This is a genomic window from Stenotrophomonas sp. SrG, assembly GCF_050031795.1.
Lineage (GTDB): Bacteria > Pseudomonadota > Gammaproteobacteria > Xanthomonadales > Xanthomonadaceae > Stenotrophomonas > Stenotrophomonas rhizophila_A.
Genome location: NZ_JBNBBE010000001.1, coordinates 226,633 through 245,866 on the forward strand (window position 1 = coordinate 226,633; position 19,234 = coordinate 245,866).

Annotated in this window: 12 protein-coding genes; 7 read left to right on the forward strand and 5 right to left on the reverse strand. The window is 63.0% G+C overall.

Annotation, left to right across the window (positions count from 1 at the left end):
* Window positions 1-274 precede the first annotated feature (274 nt).
* A complete protein-coding gene (locus ACQG3P_RS00970; protein ID WP_426803921.1) occupies window positions 275-577 on the forward strand; it encodes a hypothetical protein in 303 nt (100 codons plus the stop codon).
* A gap of 591 nt (window positions 578-1,168) precedes the next feature.
* Here the strand turns inward: ACQG3P_RS00970 and ACQG3P_RS00975 are convergent.
* The 3 genes from ACQG3P_RS00975 to ACQG3P_RS00985 form a co-directional block, all read right to left on the reverse strand.
* A complete protein-coding gene (locus ACQG3P_RS00975) occupies window positions 1,169-1,837 on the reverse strand; it encodes a class I SAM-dependent methyltransferase (protein ID WP_426803922.1) in 669 nt (222 codons plus the stop codon).
* A 210-nt stretch (window positions 1,838-2,047) separates the two neighbouring features.
* On the reverse strand, window positions 2,048-3,049 hold the full coding sequence (locus tag ACQG3P_RS00980) for an NADP-dependent oxidoreductase (protein ID WP_426803923.1): 1,002 nt from the start codon (window positions 3,047-3,049) through the stop codon (window positions 2,048-2,050).
* 91 nt (window positions 3,050-3,140) lie between these two features.
* On the reverse strand, window positions 3,141-3,929 hold the full coding sequence (locus ACQG3P_RS00985; protein ID WP_426803924.1) for an SDR family NAD(P)-dependent oxidoreductase: 789 nt from the start codon (window positions 3,927-3,929) through the stop codon (window positions 3,141-3,143).
* Window positions 3,930-4,109: 180 nt separating this feature from the next.
* Between ACQG3P_RS00985 and ACQG3P_RS00990 the strand changes: the two genes are divergently transcribed.
* Window positions 4,110-4,718 carry a TetR/AcrR family transcriptional regulator gene (locus ACQG3P_RS00990; protein ID WP_426803925.1) on the forward strand — a complete coding sequence of 203 codons (609 nt, stop codon included), beginning with the start codon at window positions 4,110-4,112 and terminating at the stop codon, window positions 4,716-4,718.
* Between the two features lie 422 nt (window positions 4,719-5,140).
* Here the strand turns inward: ACQG3P_RS00990 and ACQG3P_RS00995 are convergent, their stop codons facing one another.
* Window positions 5,141-6,100, reverse strand: coding sequence for an alpha/beta hydrolase family protein (locus tag ACQG3P_RS00995; protein WP_426803926.1), 960 nt, complete (start codon window positions 6,098-6,100; stop codon window positions 5,141-5,143).
* Window positions 6,101-6,240: 140 nt separating this feature from the next.
* The gene (locus ACQG3P_RS01000) at window positions 6,241-7,065 is read right to left on the reverse strand and encodes an AraC family transcriptional regulator (RefSeq protein WP_426803927.1); all 825 of its coding nucleotides are present in this window, start codon (window positions 7,063-7,065) and stop codon (window positions 6,241-6,243) included.
* 480 nt (window positions 7,066-7,545) lie between these two features.
* Between ACQG3P_RS01000 and ACQG3P_RS01005 the strand changes: the two genes are divergently transcribed.
* The 5 genes from ACQG3P_RS01005 to ACQG3P_RS01025 all read left to right on the forward strand — a co-directional run bounded on the left by ACQG3P_RS01005 (window position 7,546) and on the right by ACQG3P_RS01025 (window position 18,965).
* Window positions 7,546-7,866 (forward strand): hypothetical protein, encoded by a 321-nt coding sequence (locus ACQG3P_RS01005; RefSeq protein ID WP_426803928.1) that lies wholly within the window; start codon window positions 7,546-7,548, stop codon window positions 7,864-7,866.
* 299 nt (window positions 7,867-8,165) lie between these two features.
* Window positions 8,166-8,663, forward strand: a complete 498-nt coding sequence (locus ACQG3P_RS01010; RefSeq protein WP_141236273.1) for a DUF4175 domain-containing protein — start codon at window positions 8,166-8,168, stop codon at window positions 8,661-8,663.
* A gap of 13 nt (window positions 8,664-8,676) precedes the next feature.
* Entirely contained in the window at window positions 8,677-8,817 is a 141-nt protein-coding gene (locus ACQG3P_RS01015) for a hypothetical protein (protein WP_176472679.1), read from the forward strand.
* Between the two features lie 268 nt (window positions 8,818-9,085).
* Complete coding sequence (locus ACQG3P_RS01020; RefSeq protein ID WP_426803929.1) at window positions 9,086-9,640, forward strand: hypothetical protein; 555 nt, start codon at window positions 9,086-9,088, stop codon at window positions 9,638-9,640.
* A 481-nt stretch (window positions 9,641-10,121) separates the two neighbouring features.
* Window positions 10,122-18,965 carry a putative Ig domain-containing protein gene (locus ACQG3P_RS01025; RefSeq protein WP_426803930.1) on the forward strand — a complete coding sequence of 2,948 codons (8,844 nt, stop codon included), beginning with the start codon at window positions 10,122-10,124 and terminating at the stop codon, window positions 18,963-18,965.
* Window positions 18,966-19,234: the final 269 nt, after the last annotated feature.

Below are 19,234 nucleotides of genomic sequence, written 5' to 3' on the forward strand. Positions count from 1 at the left end.
TCACAGGTACGGACTGGCACGGACCCGGTAGGGTCGGTCGCAAGACGACCGCCCTGAAACCTGCAACACCCGGTAACGCATGACCTGGAAACGAAGACGTACAAAGAAGCTCACGAACTTCCACCATTACGCTTGATCGGATGCTAACGTCAGCTATCGACTCAGATCGCACCCAAGGTCACGCGAGGCACAGATGCTCAATAGGCTTGCCAGAGCCAAACGCGCAAAGACGCAGCTCCGGTGGGCCACCTGGGCGGTCTTGATGATGCTCTGCATGAGCGGCTGCCACTGGGTTGGTGGAGCCGTTGTTATTGTGAAGAACGTGGGCGCTAGCCCGCTCCATCAACTGCAGGTGGAAGTTGGTGGGGCGATTGTCGATGTTGGGCAGCTTGGGGTAGGGGAATCAGTAAAGCTGAGACCCGAGATCAAGGCGGACTCAGCTGTTCGGATTCTCTACGTAGATGGTCGGCGGGCTGTTTCATGCGATGGTGACGTTTACTTCACCGGTAACATTTACGTCGTCGCTGAAGCAGAGATCGGCGGGGGCGTCTGCCGCGTCGCGGATGTAACCGACTAATTCGAGGGTTCCGCTAAGCCTCTGTCGGTATGCACCTGAATTGATGAGGCGTCGCAGTGGCCTGCGGCGCCTTTTCCCGTCGCGTTGCGCATTGTCGCGCAATGGCGCCGATCAACCACAGCGGCTTGTGCACCTTGTTCGACGCCGGATTTAACGTCTCGATTTCGTCATGTGTGTTGTAGAGCGCCAACGCAGTGAGGTGGAGAATGCATGATTGGACATTGTTGGGTATTCGAGTGGACTGGGCGAGCGCATCCATCCAGATATGTGCGTTGGATGAGACTTCGACAGAGCGTCGCCTTGTTTTTGAAAGAGTGACCGACGTTTTGGTTGATCGGAGTGAGCCTTGGGGTGTAAGTAGTTCAATTAACGAAGTTACATGGAAGAATGAGGGGCAGACGCTCTCTGTTGACATCGAAATGCAATCGGGAGGCAGAGTTACGATTGCCGCCGGCTCGTGCTCTCTGGACGGTACTGAAGTGATGGTGTGAAGCGCTGGTGTCGTCGAGTACTCGTGATCGCATACGCCTATGATCGATTGGAAGCTGCCAAACAAAGCCGAGGCTATGGCCAGCGTGCCTTGGGTGGCTACTACGGCCGACGCGCCACCCAACCCCGGAAGCTGAGCGCAGCGTAGAACAGCTCCACATCAGTGAAGCCGGCCGCATCCAGCAGCGCAACCTCGTCCTCTTCTGAGATGGCCGGGAGCTTGTCCGCCATGACCGCAACCGACGCTTCGTCGCGCTCGTCCAGAACACCGTCTATCGACGCGAACGCGGCTGAGCGGCGCAGCCAGCGAATACGGGCTTCAGGTGCGTAGCTGTGATGGGCTACCACGAGCACACCTCCGGGCCGAAGGCGCTGGAACAGCCCACGCAGGGTCTGCAGCCGCGTATCAGGGTCAAGGAAGTGAAGCGTCAGGAGGCAAGCGGCGCCATCGAACTCCCGCACCGGCGCATCCTCGATGAGGCCCTCCACCAGCAATGCGCGCGACTCGTTCGCACCGAGGGTCCCCCGTGCAAGCTCGAGCATCGGAAGTGAGGGGTCTACACCCACAAATCGCCAGCCTGGCTGCGCCTTGGCAAAGGCGTCGAGCTCCAGCCCGCCGCCGGCGCCCAGCACCAGCACCTCGCCCGCGGGCGGAACGGATTCCGCCAGCAGGATGTGGGCCATGCGGTGGAGTGCAGCCATGCCAGGCACCTTGGCCTGGGCGGTCTGCTGATAGCTGCTGACTGCGGAGGGGTCCTTGAACGTCGACATGGATACTCAGCCCGTGGGATCTCTTGATATGTAACAGCGATTGTTACATACAACGAACACGCAGCGCGGCCGGGTAGGGTCGGTCGCCAGACGACCGCCCGGAACCCATCAACACCCGCTAACGCATGACCCCGAACGAAGCCGAGCTCAACCGAGAGGTGTCACATAACGGTGCTCTGGCATTTCTGCGCGGGCAGGTATGCCAGCCCGCTACCGCATCTCGATGACCACCTTGCCCTTCGTCCGACCGCTCTCGACATAAGCCAAGGCGCTTTCGGTCTGCTGGAAGGGGAACACCCTGTCGATGACCGGGCGAAGCGCACCTGATTCGACCAGCGCGGTGATCTCGCCCAACTGGTCCCCGTCGGCGCGCATGAACAGGAACGTGTAGTCCACCCCCCTCTGCCTGGCCTTGCTGCGGATCCGACGGCTGAGCAGACGCATGACCTGTTTCACCGGCCAGGCGAGACCGCGCGCAGTGGCAAACGCAGGGGTGGGTGGCCCCGAAATGGAAATGAGGTGTCCACCCGGCCTGAGGATCTGCAGTGAGCGGAACAGCTCATCCTTGCCCAGGCTGTTGAGCACCACATCGTAGTCGCGCAGCTCCTTCGCGAAATCCTGCTGCCGGTAATCGATGACGACATCCGCGCCAAGATCCTTCACCCATGCCACGTTGGCGGTACTGGTCGTCGTGGCGACAAAGGCGCCAAGGTGTTTGGCCAGCTGGATCGCTACCGTCCCGACACCGCCGGAGCCGGCCTGGATGAAGACCTTCTGCCCCGGTTTCACCCGCGCGGTTTCCACCAACGCCTGCCACGCGGTCAACGCAACCAGTGGCAGCGAGGCGGCCTCCATCATGTCCAGGTTGCCGGGTTTGCGCGCTACAGACGCTGCCTTGACGGCGACGAACTCGGCGAACGTGCCGATGCGGTCATCCTCCACGCGGGCATACACCTCGTCGCCCGGCTTGAACTCGTGCACCCCGGCACCGACACGCTCGACCGTGCCGGCGAGATCATTACCAAGAACCAACGGCAGGCGATAGGGGAGGATCACCTTGAACTCACCGGTCCGGATCCGGGTGTCCAGAGCATTGACGCTGGCCGCGTGCACGCGGACGAGCACATCATCATCGCGTAGCGCCGGCGTTGGCGCATCGTCGATGTGACCCGTTTCCTTCTTGCCATAGCGGTCGATCAGGAAGGCTTTCATGGCGGTGTGTGTCCGGCTGTGTGATGCCCTTGGAGTGCAGGCCAGGGCAGGGTGTAGATGGGTCCTTCGTTACCGTCGTTGATAAACGCCGTCATCCAGCGCTGCGGTAGCGGTCCGCCGCCTGCGCCTGCCGGATATTGGAGAGCACGCCGAGACGCGAGGCCTCCAGCGCATCCCAACTTTCGGCCACATGCAGCGGTGGAATGGTGACGGCCTCGCGGCGATCAAAACCGACCAGCGCTGCATCCACCAGCTCGCCCACATCCATCACTTCCGGCAACGTGGTGATGTCGATGCCGGCACGCTCCCATATCTCGGTGCGCGTGGCCGCAGGCAGCACGGCCTGCACGTAAACGCCCTTGGGCGACAGTTCCAGTGTGAGGCCCTGCGACAGGAACAGCACGAAGGCCTTGGTCGCGCCGTAGACGCTCATGCCGAACTCCGGCGCCAGTCCAACCACCGAGCCGATGTTGATGATCGCACCTTCGCCGGCAGCGGCCAGCCGTGGCGCGACGGCCGCGGCCAGGCGGGTAAGCGCGATGGTGTTCAGCGTGACAAGTCGTTCGATGCCGTCCGACGTCTGCTCGGTGAAACCACCCGACTGGGCCATGCCTGCATTGTTGACCAGGATGCCGATGCGGGCATCATCGCGCAGACGCGCTTCAACGGCGTCCAGGTCGGTGCGCTGGGTCAGATCGGCCGGAAGTACCTCGACAGCAACACCGGTATCGCGTCGCAGGCGCTCGGCCAGGGTGTCCAGCCGCGCCTTGTCTCGTGCGACCAGGAGCAGATCGTGACCTCGGCGGGCGAAACGTTCGGCGTAAACGGCACCGATGCCGCTGGAGGCGCCGGTTATGAGGACAGTAGGAAGCACGTTCATGGAATGTCTCGCGGGCGTTGTTTCGGATGGGGTGAGCGGGGCGGGGAGGGGCGGACCGGCATGCGGCAGTGCTTAATGATGATGACCATCATCCGAGGTGTCAATGGTTTGATGATGGGTATCATCTTTGCGTGGTAGACTGCGCTCCGATCGCACCAGGGCGAAAAGAGACATCGAGTCATGAAAGTCACCAAGGCACAGGCGCAGGCCAACCGAGCGCAGATCGTCGACACCGCATCAACGCTCTTCAGGGAGAGGGGCTACGACGGCGTTGGCGTGGCAGACCTGATGGCCGCCGCCGGGTTCACCCACGGTGGCTTTTACAAGCACTTCGGGTCCAAGGCCGACCTGATGGCCGAGGCTGCGAGCTGCGGCCTGGCGAAATCTGCAGATGCCGCTGCCGAGATGGATGTGCTGGGTTTCATGAGCTACTACCTGTCCCGGGAGCATCGGGACGCGCCAGGCCAAGGCTGCACGCTTGCAGCCCTGTGCACCGACGCTTCGCGCCAGCCGGGAACCGTGAAGGCGGCCTTTGCGGCCGGGATCGAGGCGCAGCTGGCCTCATCACCTTCGCCGCAAGGCCAGGCGGACGACACCCCCTCCGAACAGGCGCGTGCGCGGCGCATCGCCTTGATGGCCCAAGCCGTCGGCGCGATGGTGCTGTCCAGGTCCTGCCCGGACGAGTCGCCTTTGGCGGACGAAATCCTGAACGTCTGCCGGGCGGACGTGCTGGCGCGTCTGTCAGGCCTGCGCCAAGGGAGTTCAGCCGCGCAGGCTGAGCAACGTTGATCACAGATCAGGCAACCTCAACGGCCGTTCTGCGTGGGCCCGCTGGAAACGATCCATCGTGGCTGGAGCGTCAGGTCGACGCGTCAGAAAGGAACGTTGAAGCCAACGGTCAACCAATGATTGTCGTGGCCCCGGTCCGCCCCGACGAGCACGTCCACTGAGGCTGCTTGGCCCACCGATCAACGCAGTCCAAGTTGAATTGTCGTGGGCCCGCGCTGATCGTCATAAATTTCCGCCAACAGATCCCATGCCGGCTGCAGCGCGACCTCCAGCCCTGTGCCGGCGGTCAATCCGCCTGACTGTCCAGTCTGCTCTGCCCAGCCGACGTTGACATGAAGAAGTACGCTTCGACGCTTACTCAATGCAACGCTCACTGGAACCCGGATTCGTTGCATACCAACCCAAGCAGATATGTCGTGCAACTACCAAAGCGCGGAATCAAAGAGCTTTTTGGCATTCTGAATCGCCGCTTCATGCGTAGCGGCCTTGTCAGCCTCGACCTCGCACAGCTTGCCCACCCGCTCACGGCCCAGCGCCGTGCAATCGGCCAGGAAGTCGTAGTGGCCCACCGAAGGCAACGCCTGCAGGCGCACCTTCCCATTCGCCTCCGCAATGACCTCGCTGTTGGTGTCGGGCAAGGCAATCGCATCGGCCTCACCCACAACCACCGACATCGGGACCTCCAACCGCGCCAGCTCACCCGGCTCGAACGCCTGGACAATCGCCGGCGCCATCAGGAATACCGCGCGAACGTTGGGAATGCGGCGATCCTGCGCTGACTTGGCGACCCACGGCGCCAGTTCCGGCGAAGTAACCGCTGCCATCCGCCGTTCAAAGGTCATCTCCGGATTCTCGGCCTGCGGCACGCAGACCCCATCCTTCGGCGACGCCCTGCAGAAGGCGACCAGCCTGCCCATGTCCGGACGCGCACCGGCAGCCACCAGCGCCGTGTACCCACCAGCCGAATACCCCACCAGGCCCAACCGGTCCGCATCCACATGCGGAGAGAGCACGGGATCAGCCTGCACCGCCGCCAGCGCGGCAATGAGGTCGTCCGCCCGGTTCCACATCAGAATGCTGCCCACGTCCGTCATCGGGTCCACCCCGTTGTTACCGGGATGGTCCACCGCCGCCACCACATACCCTTCGCGCGCCAGGGCAGTACCGAACCAGCCCATCATGCGGGCACTGCCGCCGTTGCCATGCGACACCAGCAGCAGCGGCCAGCGGCCCGGCGCAGCCGGGGCATCCACGGCAGAAGATCCCTCTTGGAACAGCGGCGCGCCCGGCGGCCCTATCGTGAGTGGCTGCTCCTTCGTGCCTGGCTGCGCCGGATACCACACCGTGTAGCGCACGCGGTCGCTGTGCCCGGCATCGCGCACCGCTGCGCTGGCTGTGTGCGCCACGCCATGGGTTTCCCCAACAACAGGGGAGGGCTGAGCCGACCATGCCACTGGCGCGAACAGACAAGACAACAGGACGAAGGCGTGTGGCAGTACTCGCACGGAAGAATCTCCTTGGGTCAACTCAGGTTGGACAGCGGCAGCCAGATCTCAACGCCACCGTGTCCGGTGCGGTCGTCGAAGCGGGCGTCATAGCGTTCGAAATCAGGTGCGTCTGCCAACGTCAGGCCGGAGCGGGGCAGGTGGTCGTTCAACAGCCAGAACCAGGTGGAGCGGATCTTGGAGATGTGCCCAGCGTGCCACGCCACCAGATAGTCCCCGGCCGGGATGGAAACGGCATGCCAGGCCGACGGCACGGCGGCGCTCGCACCGATCTCCATGCCGGCAATGTAGTCGAAGGCACCCTCGCCATCGCGGTTGCAACAGACCCCGAAGGCGATGTCCTTGCCCAGCTCCAGGGTCAACGCCAGCTGCTGCCATTGCGAGGGAATGGACGCCACGGTCGCAGCGGTATGACGGGCGCGGATGCCTGCCACACGCAGTGGGCCCAGCCGCCGGCGTACCGGCTCCACCTCGCAGGGCAGGGGTGGGGCGTCGAGCTTGATGGCCTCCACCAGCGCCAGTCCGTGCAGGCCTTCCCGGCGCACCTGCTCCGGCGCCTGCTTGAACTGGTCCGTAAAGGCATGGGTAAAGGCCGCATGCGAGGCATAGCCAGCGGCCAGGGCGACATCCAGGATGGGTACGCTGCCCGCGGCCAGGGTGCGAGCCGCCTCGGTCAGGCGGCGCGCGCGAAGGTAGCGCGCCATCGAGGTGCCGGTGCTGACCTGGAACAGGCGTGAGAGGTGGAACGGCGAGAGCTCAACCGCCTCCGCGATCTGCGCAAGCGACGGGTTCTCGGCGAAGTGGCTCTCGATGTACCACAAGGACTTGCGTGCCGCTCCCATGACGCCTGCTCCGTGCCAGTGACTGGGTGGCAGCGTAGCGCAGGGCGGGGGAGGGCGTTTGCGGGATCTTGCTGTGGGTGCGCGGTGTAGGTTGGGAGCGACAAGGTCACGGGTCGTTGGTTGAACTTTTATTGCTAGCGCAAGTAGCTCTGGAACTGAGACCGGGTGCCTCGGTAAATGCGTGACGGTGCACGGATTCGCACGAAATGATTTGCCCGGCACATGCCGTTTCGCGAACCAATTGATGCCGTGAACCGGGACCGGACGACGTCGAGTTCCAGTACCCTCACGTCTGTCGCATGGTGTGTCTTGGGTGTCAGAACCCGGAATGCACATTGTCAGTTGCACGTTCTGTGTCGGGAGGGTGGCGGAATAAAACACCCTTGCGGAAACACGTCGCACCGTTTTGTGCATTTCACGGTTCTGAACCTCCCGACTCCCTCGCCATCCCGGCGAGGGAGAACACAGAGGAGAACCATCATGCACGACGACTGGACGAGCTTGACCCCCGAACAACGCGCCCTTCTCCGGGGCTTCTGGCGCGCGCCGAAGAGCGTAATGATCAATGCGCTTCATCACGACGGACTCGAAACTTATCCCGGCTGCCCGACGATTCCCTGTCTGAAAGCGCGGGGGCTGTGGATGCGTGGGCTGGGCGTCGAGCCCGGAACGCGGATGTACCTGGGTGTCGGGCGCGAGCTGTTCGTCCTCGCGAAAGACCCGTCGCCTGAAGCGCTGTCCAAGGCGATGGTGCGGTTTGAGAAGACGGGTGGCAGCTGGAAGCTGGGGCCGGTTGGATAGGTGAGCGTCGAGGCGGGGTGGCGGCAGCGTCGCCCCGGACCCTCAAGGGCGCAAGCAAGCGGGATGTCGCTTTGCAGATAATGGAGCAGGGCACGTGGCTGCAGTGGCCCGAACCCGGCCCATAGGGGACGTTGCATTAATCAACTATAGAAACTCGCTGCTTGCGTTCAAGGTCATGCCCCAAAGGGATGATCACCAGCCCGGCGGTTGATCGGGATACAACCCCACCGCTGGCCGACCCCGGCACAGATGGCTATAGTCGACCGCGGGGATCCGCCCAATCGACGCATGGAAGCCCGATGAACCTGTTATCCCGTCCGCCGAATCGCCCTTATCGCAACCTGTTCGTCGCAGCATTGGTTGGTGTCCCCGCCGGATATCTCATGGGGTCACTTCCAATCGTCCTGATCGACCTGTTCGAGTACGCCTCACTTTCGCGGACATTGGCGCTCATCGCCAGTGCTTTGAAATTCTCATTACTCGGTTACATAGTCATGGTGCCGCTGCTTCTGGTGTATGGACTTCCTGCACTCTGGCTGGCGCTGAAAGTCCGCCTCGCCGGGCCGGCGACAGCGTTCGCAATCTCCATGCTACCTGGGCTGTACATATGGTTCAGCGACTGGCCCGACTCGAGTATCTACATGATACCGTTGGCCGTATCTGCAACCACGGGCCTGGCATTTGTAGCATTGGCCTATCGGGGCGCTGAAGACGTAAAGATGCCTGACCGGGCGCCAGGCTTTCGCGACCACGGCGAATCCAAGGCAACCAAGAGCAATCCTGAGCGTCCCCGTTAGCAGGATGAGCGCCATGAAGGAGTATCTGATCTTCGCGGCAGTGTATGTGCTGGCCGGCTGCACCACGATGCCGCCGCTCACCGACGGCGTCACGCTTTCGCTTCGCTCCTACGATAGCGCTACAGGTGACTACGTCTTGGAGCTGGACCTCTGAATGCTGGGGCAGGGCGCCCGCTCGTGCTGCCGAGATTCCTGCAATAGGTACGGAAGTGGAATGTGACCCTCTCCAAGGCAACGGGGAGACTCCTGTGTGCGAGCGGCCGTTGATCAATCCGCATTGGCACTCGTCTCCGCCGGCGATAGGGGCTAAGTGTCGAAAATGCCGACCCAAGCCGGCATTCACGCGTCCAGACGACTCTTCTACGATGACGGGGGCTATCAGCATTAAGATTGCAGGGGCGACCGCTACCTGGGTCCACGTTTTGCGCCTGATCCTGCTGTGCATGCCGGTGGTAACGATGGTCGGCTGCAATCGCATGAGTGAATCGTGGAAAGAGGAAGTGCGGCTGTCCGACGGCCGGCTGATCGTGGTGAAGCGCACCGCGAAGGGAACCATCACGCGCGATATCGCGATGCGTGCAACCGGCTGGAAACCAAAGGAGACCACGCTGCGGATCGCGCAAGTGGAAGGTGCTGCCAAGCCACCCGTGTGGCGATCTCCCCTGGTTCCGGTCGTCATGGACTACGACCCGGCTTCATCGACCTGGTCAGTCGTGGCCACTCACATGTTCTGCGGCACCTGGTACGAAATGGGTCGCCCAACGTCGCCATATGTGAAGTATATATCGGTTGGCGGAGAAGCGTGGCGTGTCGTGCCCCTGCAGCCGGGCTGGGTCGGCAGGCGCGGGAATCTGCTGAGCTACATTCGACCGACGGGCGAATCGGGTCTGATCCGGGAGCAGTACAAGGAAATGCTTTGGCGCCAGGACTCCGACCGGTACAAGTGGATATCAGCGTCGTCGAAAACCAACTGCTAGAAAGACATGCCAGTCACTGAAGCCGACGGGCCATGGGCGAACCCGCCGTATGGGTGCGGTAGAGCGCAGTTGGAACGGTCGGACTAGGCTTCACGGAACCATAACAATCAGACTTTCATTGTTCGCTGGGGAAGCAAAGGACACTGGGGCACCGATAAGGTGTGCACTCCATCACATTCTGCTGCGCTCGATTGACATTCTCCCTTGCCTCAAGAGATGCTCCGCGGCGGGCCCAGCATAGGGCTCCATAGCACGGATGTTATGTATCAGGGGTTGGCAGGGCGTTGAGGATGATGCCCGACAACCGATGCGCGAACACTGCCGCATCGGCCGCTCCTTTGAGCCAGACCATTCGGTTGCCGGTGGGGCGCAACCCGTGAATGCCCGCATTACGAAATAGCAAAGTGCGTGCCTGGATGAAAGACGCAGCCCAGCGGCGACTGCGCGCAACCCTACGTTCAATCACCGAAAGGAAACGATGATGGCAACTGAAGGACCCGATGACGTCACGGCGATGCTGCTGACGGAAATTTCCGCTGCGCTGGCCGCCACCCTGAAGCTTGCACTGGACCGTGCAACGCCTGCCGATGGCGCCCAGACCCTGGCGCCAGCGGACGTGTATTCGTTCTACGTAGAAGTGCTGGAGCAGAACATCGAGCTGCTCCAGACCTACGAGGCCCGATTCGGGTCGGAGGGCAGGACAGACTTGCAGGCGTGGTGCCAGGGCATGATCTCCAACGCGCAGGCTCAGCTGGCCGTGCTGGACCGGGACGCGGATCCTGCGGTATCGCTGAAGGATTTCGCCGGTGGTGTGATCAGCTCACTGGACGACCAGGCCAAGAAGGTCGCACTGGGGGGCGCCGAGAAGGTCTTTGGCATCATCGGCGACGGGCTCGACTATATCGAAATCGGTCAGAAAGTAGCCGAGGGTGACCTGTCCGCCGCTGCAGCCGTGCTTGCGGCCAGTAACGTGAACATGGTCGTCACCGGCGTCCTCACCGCCTCCGCGGTCGCCGCGGGTGTAGTCACCTGGCCCGTGATTGCCGGCATCGCGGTGATCGGTGCGTTGGCTGGCATTCTAGGCGGCACCATTGCCAATGACCTGATCGAAGATTTCTTCGAGTTCGCCAAGGAGCCCGATGATCTCCGCGAAGATGCCTACAACTCCATCGTTGCACAGATCCAGCATGGCGGCGGCAGTTACCTGCCGGCCATGGGCGACTACCTCAGGTTCGGCACCTCCGGCGACGACCAACTGAGCGCGCAGTACCTCCAGAGTTACGCCAGCCTGCTGATCGGCGGCTCGGGTAACGATACCCTCAATGGCGCCGAACTGGTGGACAGGTTGAGCGGCGGTGCAGGCAACGACACCCTGCGTGGCTACCAGGGCTACGACATTTTGAACGGCGGTGCGGGGAATGACACGCTGGAAGGCGGCCGCGGATCGGATCGACTCGAGGGCGGCATCGGTTTCGATACCTACGAGTTCCACTCCACCGACTTCATCGGTGGGTGGGAGGATGTCATCGTAGACACCGACGGCCTCGGCAAGATCACATTCGACAACGTGGCGATCGGCGACCTCTCGGTGAACCATGTCTCCCGCGACGGCCTCGGCTGGGAAACGCAGGACAGGGCATTCCGTCTCCAGGTGGTCGGGACCGGCGACACCTCGTCACTCATCCTGACCCATCGCGAAACCGGCGCGCGCATCATTGTCCGGAACTGGTCCAACGGCGACCTCGCCATTACGCTTCCCGGACTTGGCCAGCCAGGCACGCCGGAAAATCCGTACGCCCTCTCCAACGACGATGACCAGGTTGGTCACGACGGGGACCCGGACGAGGTGCCCAGCGGCAACGACGTCATCAGCGCGCTGGGCGGCAACGACGCCGTGGACGGCGGCTACGGTGACGACTGGGTCGACGGCGGTCACGGAAACGACCTGATTCTGGGCGGCCCGGGCACTAACCGCCTCATCGGCGGCTTGGGCGACGATGTCATCCTCGGTGAGCCGTTGCTTGCGGCGTGGACCGTACCGGCCGACCTGGACAAGTGGTACGACGATACCCGAGCACGCGCCGACGTGCTCAGCTACGGCAAAGGCTGGTTCACCCACGTCGACGGTGGAACCGCCGTCATCGGTGATGCAACGCAGAACCTTATGAACTTCCAGGTGAGTGCGGCGTACAACACGGGGCAAACCCCATGGGTGGAAACCAACCCTGAGCTGCTGCCTAGTGGTGAAGACGATATCGACGCTGGCGACGGGTCAGACATCGCCTACGGCGGCGAGAGCGATGACATCATCGGTGGCGGCACCGGCAACGACCTGCTCATCGGCGGCGCTGACAACGACTACATCCGCGGCGATGAAGACAACGACCTCATATTTGGGGACGACTTTGCGGCGGCCGGCGGCATCTGGCAGTACCTCTCCACCCGGGTCTCAAGCGGAGCCAACAAATCGGGCAACGATACCCTGGTAGGCGGCTCGGGCAACGACCGCATCTACGGGCAAGGCGGCAACGACGTCATCGACGGCGGCGCAGGGGACGACATCCTGCAGGGCGACCGCGTCGACTACGGCTTGGGCTTCTCTTACACCAGTACCGGAGTGGAGGGCGACGATTTCATCGATGGCGGCGACGGAGACGACCAGATCTATGGCGACGGCGGCCATGACACCCTGCGGGGCGGCAATGGAGTAGACGTCATCGTCGGCGATTCCATCGGCCTAGATGGCTCGTTGCACGGCAATGACACTATTGACGGCGGCGACGGCGCTGACACTGTCATCGGGCTCGGCGGCAATGATGTCATCCGCGGTGGTTCGGGCAACGACCTCCTGTTCGGTGACGGTTCCAACGGCGATGTGGCCCCGGAGTTCCACGGTAATGACACTATCTACGGCGAAGGCGGTGATGACGAGCTTGTGGGCAATGGTGGAGCCGACTATCTGGATGGCGGTGCCGGCAATGACCTGCTGTGGGGACAGGATGGCAACGATACCCTGCACGGCGGAGACGGCGAAGACGAGCTGCAGGGCGGCGTGGGACAGGACGCGCTGTTTGGCGGAAACCATGACGACCGCCTGTTCGGCCAAGATGGCGATGACCTGCTGGCGGGAGAGCTGGGCAACGACGAGCTGCAGGGCGGCGCCGGCAATGATCGCCTGAGTGGCGGCGCGGGCGTGGACCTGCTGCTCGGCGGGATCGGCAACGATGTGCTTGACGGCGGTGATGGCAACGACACCCTGGATGGTGAAGCGGGCAACGACACGATCTACGGCGGAGCGGGCAACGACACCATCGATGGTGACGATGGCAGCGACAGTGTCTACGCCGGATCGGGCAACGACTCCGTCTACGGCGGCACCGGCAATGACGCACTGCACGGCGAGGATGGCGATGACGTCGTTTCCGCCGCGGAGGGGGACGATCTGGTCCTGGGTGGCCTCGGCAATGACATCCTCAACGGCGACGACGGCCACGATGACTTGCAGGGCGGCGAGGGCGACGACCGACTTGCCGGCGGTGAGGGCGACGACCTGCTGACCGGCGGCGCAGGCAATGACGTCCTGCTCGGTGGTAGCGGCACCAACCGTTACCACTTTGAAGCCGGGTTCGGCGTCGATCACATCTACCTTGAGCCGGGTAACCCCGGCGCGGATACCATCACGTTCGGCTCTACCATCGACCAGGCTGGCCTCCACTACGAGGCGTACGGGCTGGACCTCATCATCACTTACCGTGGCGCCGACGCAGTGGTGGTGCACGACTACTTCGCCTCAACCGGAGCCGGCGGCATTGCGGTGGGTGGAATCAATGTGGCCGACCGCGCTTCGCTTGAGGAGCTGCTGGACATTCCTGTGCTGGTGCACGGCACCAGCGGCGACGACACCATGACCGGTGGAGAAGGTGGGGACAGCCTGTATGGCGGTGCTGGAAACGACGTGCTCATTGGCATGTCCGGCAACGACAGGCTGTTCGGTGGAGCGGGCGATGACGTTCTCCACGGCGGGTTTGGCTCAGATACGTTGGATGGCGGCCTCGGCAATGACATCTACCACTATGGTTTCGATGGAGGCTACGACCGCATCCTGAACCTCGGCGCTGCAGACTCCGGCAGTGACATCATCCGCATAGGCGGCGGCTTGACGAGCGCAATGATCCAGAGCACCCAGATCACAGGTGACGACCTGATCATCGGGTTCTTCGTTGGCGGTGCCTACCAGGCACTGGTCCTGGACGGCTTCCTCTCTTCCCAGAACGGAAGCCACATCATCGAGTTCGATGACGGCACTTGGCTGTCTGCACAGGACTTCCGTCGTAACCAGCACTCCTGGATCGGTACCGCCGATGCTGAGACCTACACAGCCACAGACGCGCACAACAACCTGAGTGCCGGCGGCGGCAACGACATCGTGTACGGGCTGGGCGGCAATGATCGGATCTTCGGTCAGGAAGGCGACGACCAACTGTTCGGCGGCGAAGGCAACGACGTTCTCGACGCCGGGGGCGGGGTGAACGTGCTCGACGGAGGCGCGGGCAACGACCAGCTGTATTCGAATTCGAATACCGACGAGGAGGTCGATGTCCTCAGGGGCGGAACTGGTGACGACCGATACTACATCTCGGAGGGCTACCAATACTCTAACTCCCCCGACAACGTCATCGAGTTTGCAAACGAAGGCATCGACACCGTCTATGCCGAGTCGTACTCGTACTCGCTCCCGGACAACGTAGAAAACCTCGTCGCGGTGTTCAATTTTGACAGGTGGCACTGGAACAACCCGGAGTACCCGGGGTGGATCGTCCAGATCCCGCGCAGGCTGATCGGCAATGACCTCGACAACGTCATCCAGTTCGGCACGCTCCCGTATTACGGTGACCATTACTCGCACTACTACCTGCTCGATGGCGGCGCCGGCAATGACACCCTGATCGGCACAAAGGGTAACGAGACCTATGTGGTCGACAGCCTTGGCGATGTCATCGTTGAAGCTGACTGGGGATTGGATGCGCCACGCTCGATCGACACCGTGCGCGCAAGCCTGTCCTACTCCATCGCAAACCTGTCCCAGATCGAAATTCTCGAGCTGGTAGGGGATGGCGACTGGACCGGCTGGGGAAATGCAGCCAACAACACATTGAACGGACGCACGTCGGCTGGCGCCAACATGCTGTATGGCGGTTTGGGGAATGACCGCTACATCCTTAGTGCCAACGACACCGCCGTAGAGCTGGCAGGCGAGGGCAGCGACACCGTGGTGATCGAAGCACCAGAGCCCGGCACGCCGCAGAACCAGTGGTACGAGCTCTCCGACTACACCAACATCGAGAACCTCGAGCTGGGCAACAACTTGGTGTACGACGCGAACACCGGAGGCACCCACAGCGGTGGCACCTTCCACGCCAACCTGCGCGGCGACGCCGGCGACAATGTGCTGACCGGCAATGGCTTCAGCAACGAACTTCGAGGTGGTGCGGGCAACGACACTCTCGATGGTGGAGAACGCGAGCCCAACACCTCGACAAATGCCAGCCGCGATTACCTGTACGGCGAAGAGGGTAACGACCAGTTGCGCGCAGGCAGCGGCGGTGCCGATCTGTACGGCGGAACGGGCAATGACCTGCTCATCGGCGGCTACGGCAATGATGACTTCCACTATGCGCGAGGAGACGGGCGCGACACGGTCGACGCCTGGCAGGAATCCGGCATCGATCGCATACGGCTCGCCGCCGGTATTGACCCGGATGACGTGACCTTCAGTCGCGACGGGCTGGACCTGGTGGTCCAGGTGGGCGATGACCCCAACGATCAGCTGATCGTCAGCAGCTACTGGATGGAGCAGGGTGACCAACTTGTATTGCGCCGCAACACCGACAGGTTCTTCTTCCTATTCGCGGACGGAACCGTTCGCAGGGGCGAACTGCATCAGCTGCCGTACACCAACAACCCGCCGCAGACCCAGATTCATTATCTGGACTTCGAGATGGTCGGGGGCACGGCCTTCGCCGCATCCTTGCCGGCCGGCATGTTCAGCGACAGTCCTGACGACACGCTGACCTACGCACTGGGCGCCAACGCCCCAGCCTGGCTCAACATCGATGCAGTCACCGGCGAACTCACCGGCACGCCGCCCAATGGCGGGAACGAGCTCTATGTCGAGATCCAGGGCGTGGATAGCTGGGGTCAGCGTGCGTACTCCAGCCTGACGCTCTATCTGCGCAATGTAGTGTCGGGAACCGCAGGCGACGATCAACTGCTGGGTGGCGAGTTCCGCGACGACCTGCATGGCGGAGAGGGCAATGACACCCTGACCGGAGCCGGCGCCTACGACCGCCTGTACGGCGGCGTGGGGAATGACACCTACCTGGTCACCGACGACTCCCAGCAGATCATCGAGTACGTGGGCGAGGGCTACGACACGGTGCACAGCGCTGGTTACAGCTATACGCTCGGCGCGCACGTGGAAGCCTTGACCCTGTTGGTCGAAGCCGTCGAGGGCACCGGCAACGAGCAGGAAAATCTGATCACCGGCAACAGCGCCGATAACCGGCTCGACGGTGGCGCGGGCACCGACCAACTGGTGGGTGGCCTCGGCGACGATATCTACGTCGTCGACACCGCCCTTGATCAGACCGTCGAGGAAGCCAACGAGGGTAGCGACACGGTGCTCGCCGGGCTCAGCTGGCAGCTCGGGGAGAACATCGAAAACCTGGAACTAACCGGATCTGGTGACTGGAACGCCACCGGCAATGCGCTGGACAACGATCTTCGCGGTAATGCCGGCAACAATCGCCTCGAAGGCGGTGGTGGTGCAGACTGGCTATACGGCGGCGATGGAAACGATTATTACGTGACCGAATCCGCGCAGGACAGGGTGATCGAAGAGGAAGCCCAGGGCATCGACACGGTCGAGCGCCGCTTCGAAAGCAACCTGATTCTGTCGGCAGGCGTAGAACATCTGATACTCGCCAACGGCATCGTCACCGGCAATGGCAATGACCTGTCCAACCAGATCACCGGCAACGCGGCAGCCAACCGGCTCTCCGGCCAAGACGGCGATGACACATTGATCGGCGCGGACGGCGACGACCAGTTGTGGGGTGGTAACGGCCAGGACGAGCTGAATGGCGGCAATGGAGCCGACTACCTTGACGGCGGCACCAGCGGCGACCTGATGGCAGGCGGCGCGGACAATGACGTGTACATCGTGGACCACGCCGACGACAGCATCGTCGAAGCCGCGGGCGGCGGCACCGACCAGGTGCAGGCGTCGGCGAGCCATGTGTTGGCTGCGGAAGTGGAAAACCTGTTCCTGACCGGGACCGGCGCCATCAACGGCACCGGCAACGCATTGACCAACTACCTGGCCGGCAATGCAGCGGCCAACGTGCTCAACGGCGCCGGTGGCAACGATACGCTCAGTGGCGGAGCAGGGGATGACACACTCATCGGCGGCGCCGGAAACGACTCCTACCTGGTGGACGCCGCCAGCGGCAGCGACATCGTGGATAACACCGGCGGCGGCAGCGACACCATCTTCTTCGGTGCCGGCGTCACGCGCGAGCGGCTGAGCTTCTCGCGCAATGGCGATGACCTGTTGATCACCGTCGACCAGTCCACTACGCCGGCCGTGCGGGTCCGCAACCACTTCCTTGGCGGCGATGCCGCCATCGATTTCGTCCAACCCAATGGCGGCACTACCCTGACCGGGGCTCAGATCAACCAGATCGTCGCCGGTGGCAGCAGCGGCTTCGACCAGGTCATCCAGGGCACGGCCGCAGGCGAGCAGCTCGTCGGCACCGCCGGCAAGGACCTGATCGAAGGCCTGGGTGGTGCAGACACGCTGTTCGGCATGGGCGGCAACGACACCCTGCGTGGTGGCGAGGGCAACGACTACCTGTCCGGCGGCAATGGCAATGGAACCGGCTCGGGCAATGATGTACTGGAGGGCGGCCTCGGCAATGACACGCTTCGCGGTGAAGATGGAAGCAACACTCTCACCGGCGGCGCCGGTGACGACCAGTATGTATACGGCGGCGGCACCGACGTCATCAGTAACGTGGGCGGCGGCACCGACTGGCTGATCTTCCAGAACGGCATTACCACTGCACAGCTGGCCTTGACCCGCGAGGGCAACAACCTGTTGATCACCGTAGGTGGAAGTGCCAACCAGCGCGTCACGATTACCGACCACTTCCTTGGCGGCGACCTCGCGCTCGACTATCTGCAGCCTGCCAGCGGCTCGGCCTTGAACACGGCCGCCATCAACGCCCTGGTCAGCAACAATGGCGGCGGTGGCGACAATGGTGGGGGTACGCCAGGCACGGGCAACGATGCAGACTATCCTTCGGTCAAGACCGGCACCACTGCAGGCGAGCAGATCGTCGGCACCAGCGGTAGGGACCTGATCAAGGGCCTGGCGGGCAACGACACGCTGTTCGGCATGGGTGCCGATGACAAGCTCGAGGGCGGCGATGGCGATGATTACCTGTCCGGCGGCAATGGCAGCTTCAGCGGTTCGGGCAAAGACATCCTGATCGGTGGGGCGGGGGCTGACCAGCTGGTAGGCGAAGACGGCGACGACATGCTGTTCGGCGGCGCCGGAGATGACACCTACTTCTACAATGCCTCTTCGGGTGCCGACACCATCGACAACACCGGTGGCGGTACCGACTGGCTCTATCTGGACGGAATCGCACGCGGTCGGATTGCGTATCACCGCGACGGCGATGACCTGATCGTGCGGGTGGATGGAAATGCGAACCAGCAGATGCGAGTGCTGGGGCACTTCCTGGGAGGTGAGCGTGCCATCAGCTACGTCCAGCCCGGTGATGGCGGGTATGCCATCACCGCCGCCACGATAGCCGGGCAGCTTACTCCGTTGCCGGCAGGCACGCAGGCAGCAAACACGTTGGATGCGGCAGCGGCTGCCGGCGCCGCTGCTGCCTTGCCGATCCAGGAGTCTGCCGCGCTGAGCCTGGCCATGGACGCCTTCGACCGGGGCGAAGTCCCGGCACTCGCCGTAGCCGCGCCAAGCCTCACCGCGCCGCAGGCCCAGCCAATTTCGCTGGATTCGCGCCTGGTCGCCTCAGCGCCGCCCACTCCTCCGCGCGTCAGCGAACCTCCACACCCGCGCTCAGAAGTGCAGCAGTTGGTGGACAGCATGGGAAGCTTTGGCAGCGAGGCCGCGGTGCTGCCGCCGGCCAACGACGCTGGTGCAGATTCGCTCGTTAACGCAGCACCGTGGCTACACAGCGGGTCGGCGAGCCAACGAACCAACAAGTATGGGGTTGCGGTGATGGAGCTCTAGCCGCTTGGTGCAGGAGGGCCCTTGGGGGCCCAGGACCCGGTAGCCGCCAGGCGAGGCGGCTACCGCGGTAGTTTCGTGCAATTCTTGTCCTGACCTATACAAACGGCTACGGGTCATGGCTTGGCACGTCACGTACTTTTTTTGAGGGCCTTCGCGGAGGCAGTAATATGGGGCGGCAAGTGCTGCAGCCTGCTCCCAGCAAGGGCGCGGAGTACCAGGTTGCGGCTTGGCGAGCCGTGAAAGTGAGCGGTCGATCGCAGTTTGCGGCC

Bases quoted from the DNA above. Each gene is read 5' to 3' on its own strand.
- ACQG3P_RS00990 (WP_426803925.1), top strand. From the start codon at position 4,110: ATGAAAGTCACCAAGGCACAGGCGCAGGCCAACCGAGCGCAGATCGTC.
- ACQG3P_RS00985 (WP_426803924.1), bottom strand. From the start codon at position 3,929: ATGAACGTGCTTCCTACTGTCCTCATAACCGGCGCCTCCAGCGGCATC.
- ACQG3P_RS01000 (WP_426803927.1), bottom strand. From the start codon at position 7,065: ATGGGAGCGGCACGCAAGTCCTTGTGGTACATCGAGAGCCACTTCGCC.
- ACQG3P_RS00970 (WP_426803921.1), top strand. From the start codon at position 275: ATGAGCGGCTGCCACTGGGTTGGTGGAGCCGTTGTTATTGTGAAGAAC.
- ACQG3P_RS01005 (WP_426803928.1), top strand. From the start codon at position 7,546: ATGCACGACGACTGGACGAGCTTGACCCCCGAACAACGCGCCCTTCTC.
- ACQG3P_RS00980 (WP_426803923.1), bottom strand. From the start codon at position 3,049: ATGAAAGCCTTCCTGATCGACCGCTATGGCAAGAAGGAAACGGGTCAC.
- ACQG3P_RS01010 (WP_141236273.1), top strand. From the start codon at position 8,166: ATGAACCTGTTATCCCGTCCGCCGAATCGCCCTTATCGCAACCTGTTC.
- ACQG3P_RS01025 (WP_426803930.1), top strand. From the start codon at position 10,122: ATGGCAACTGAAGGACCCGATGACGTCACGGCGATGCTGCTGACGGAA.
- ACQG3P_RS00975 (WP_426803922.1), bottom strand. From the start codon at position 1,837: ATGTCGACGTTCAAGGACCCCTCCGCAGTCAGCAGCTATCAGCAGACC.
- ACQG3P_RS01015 (WP_176472679.1), top strand. From the start codon at position 8,677: ATGAAGGAGTATCTGATCTTCGCGGCAGTGTATGTGCTGGCCGGCTGC.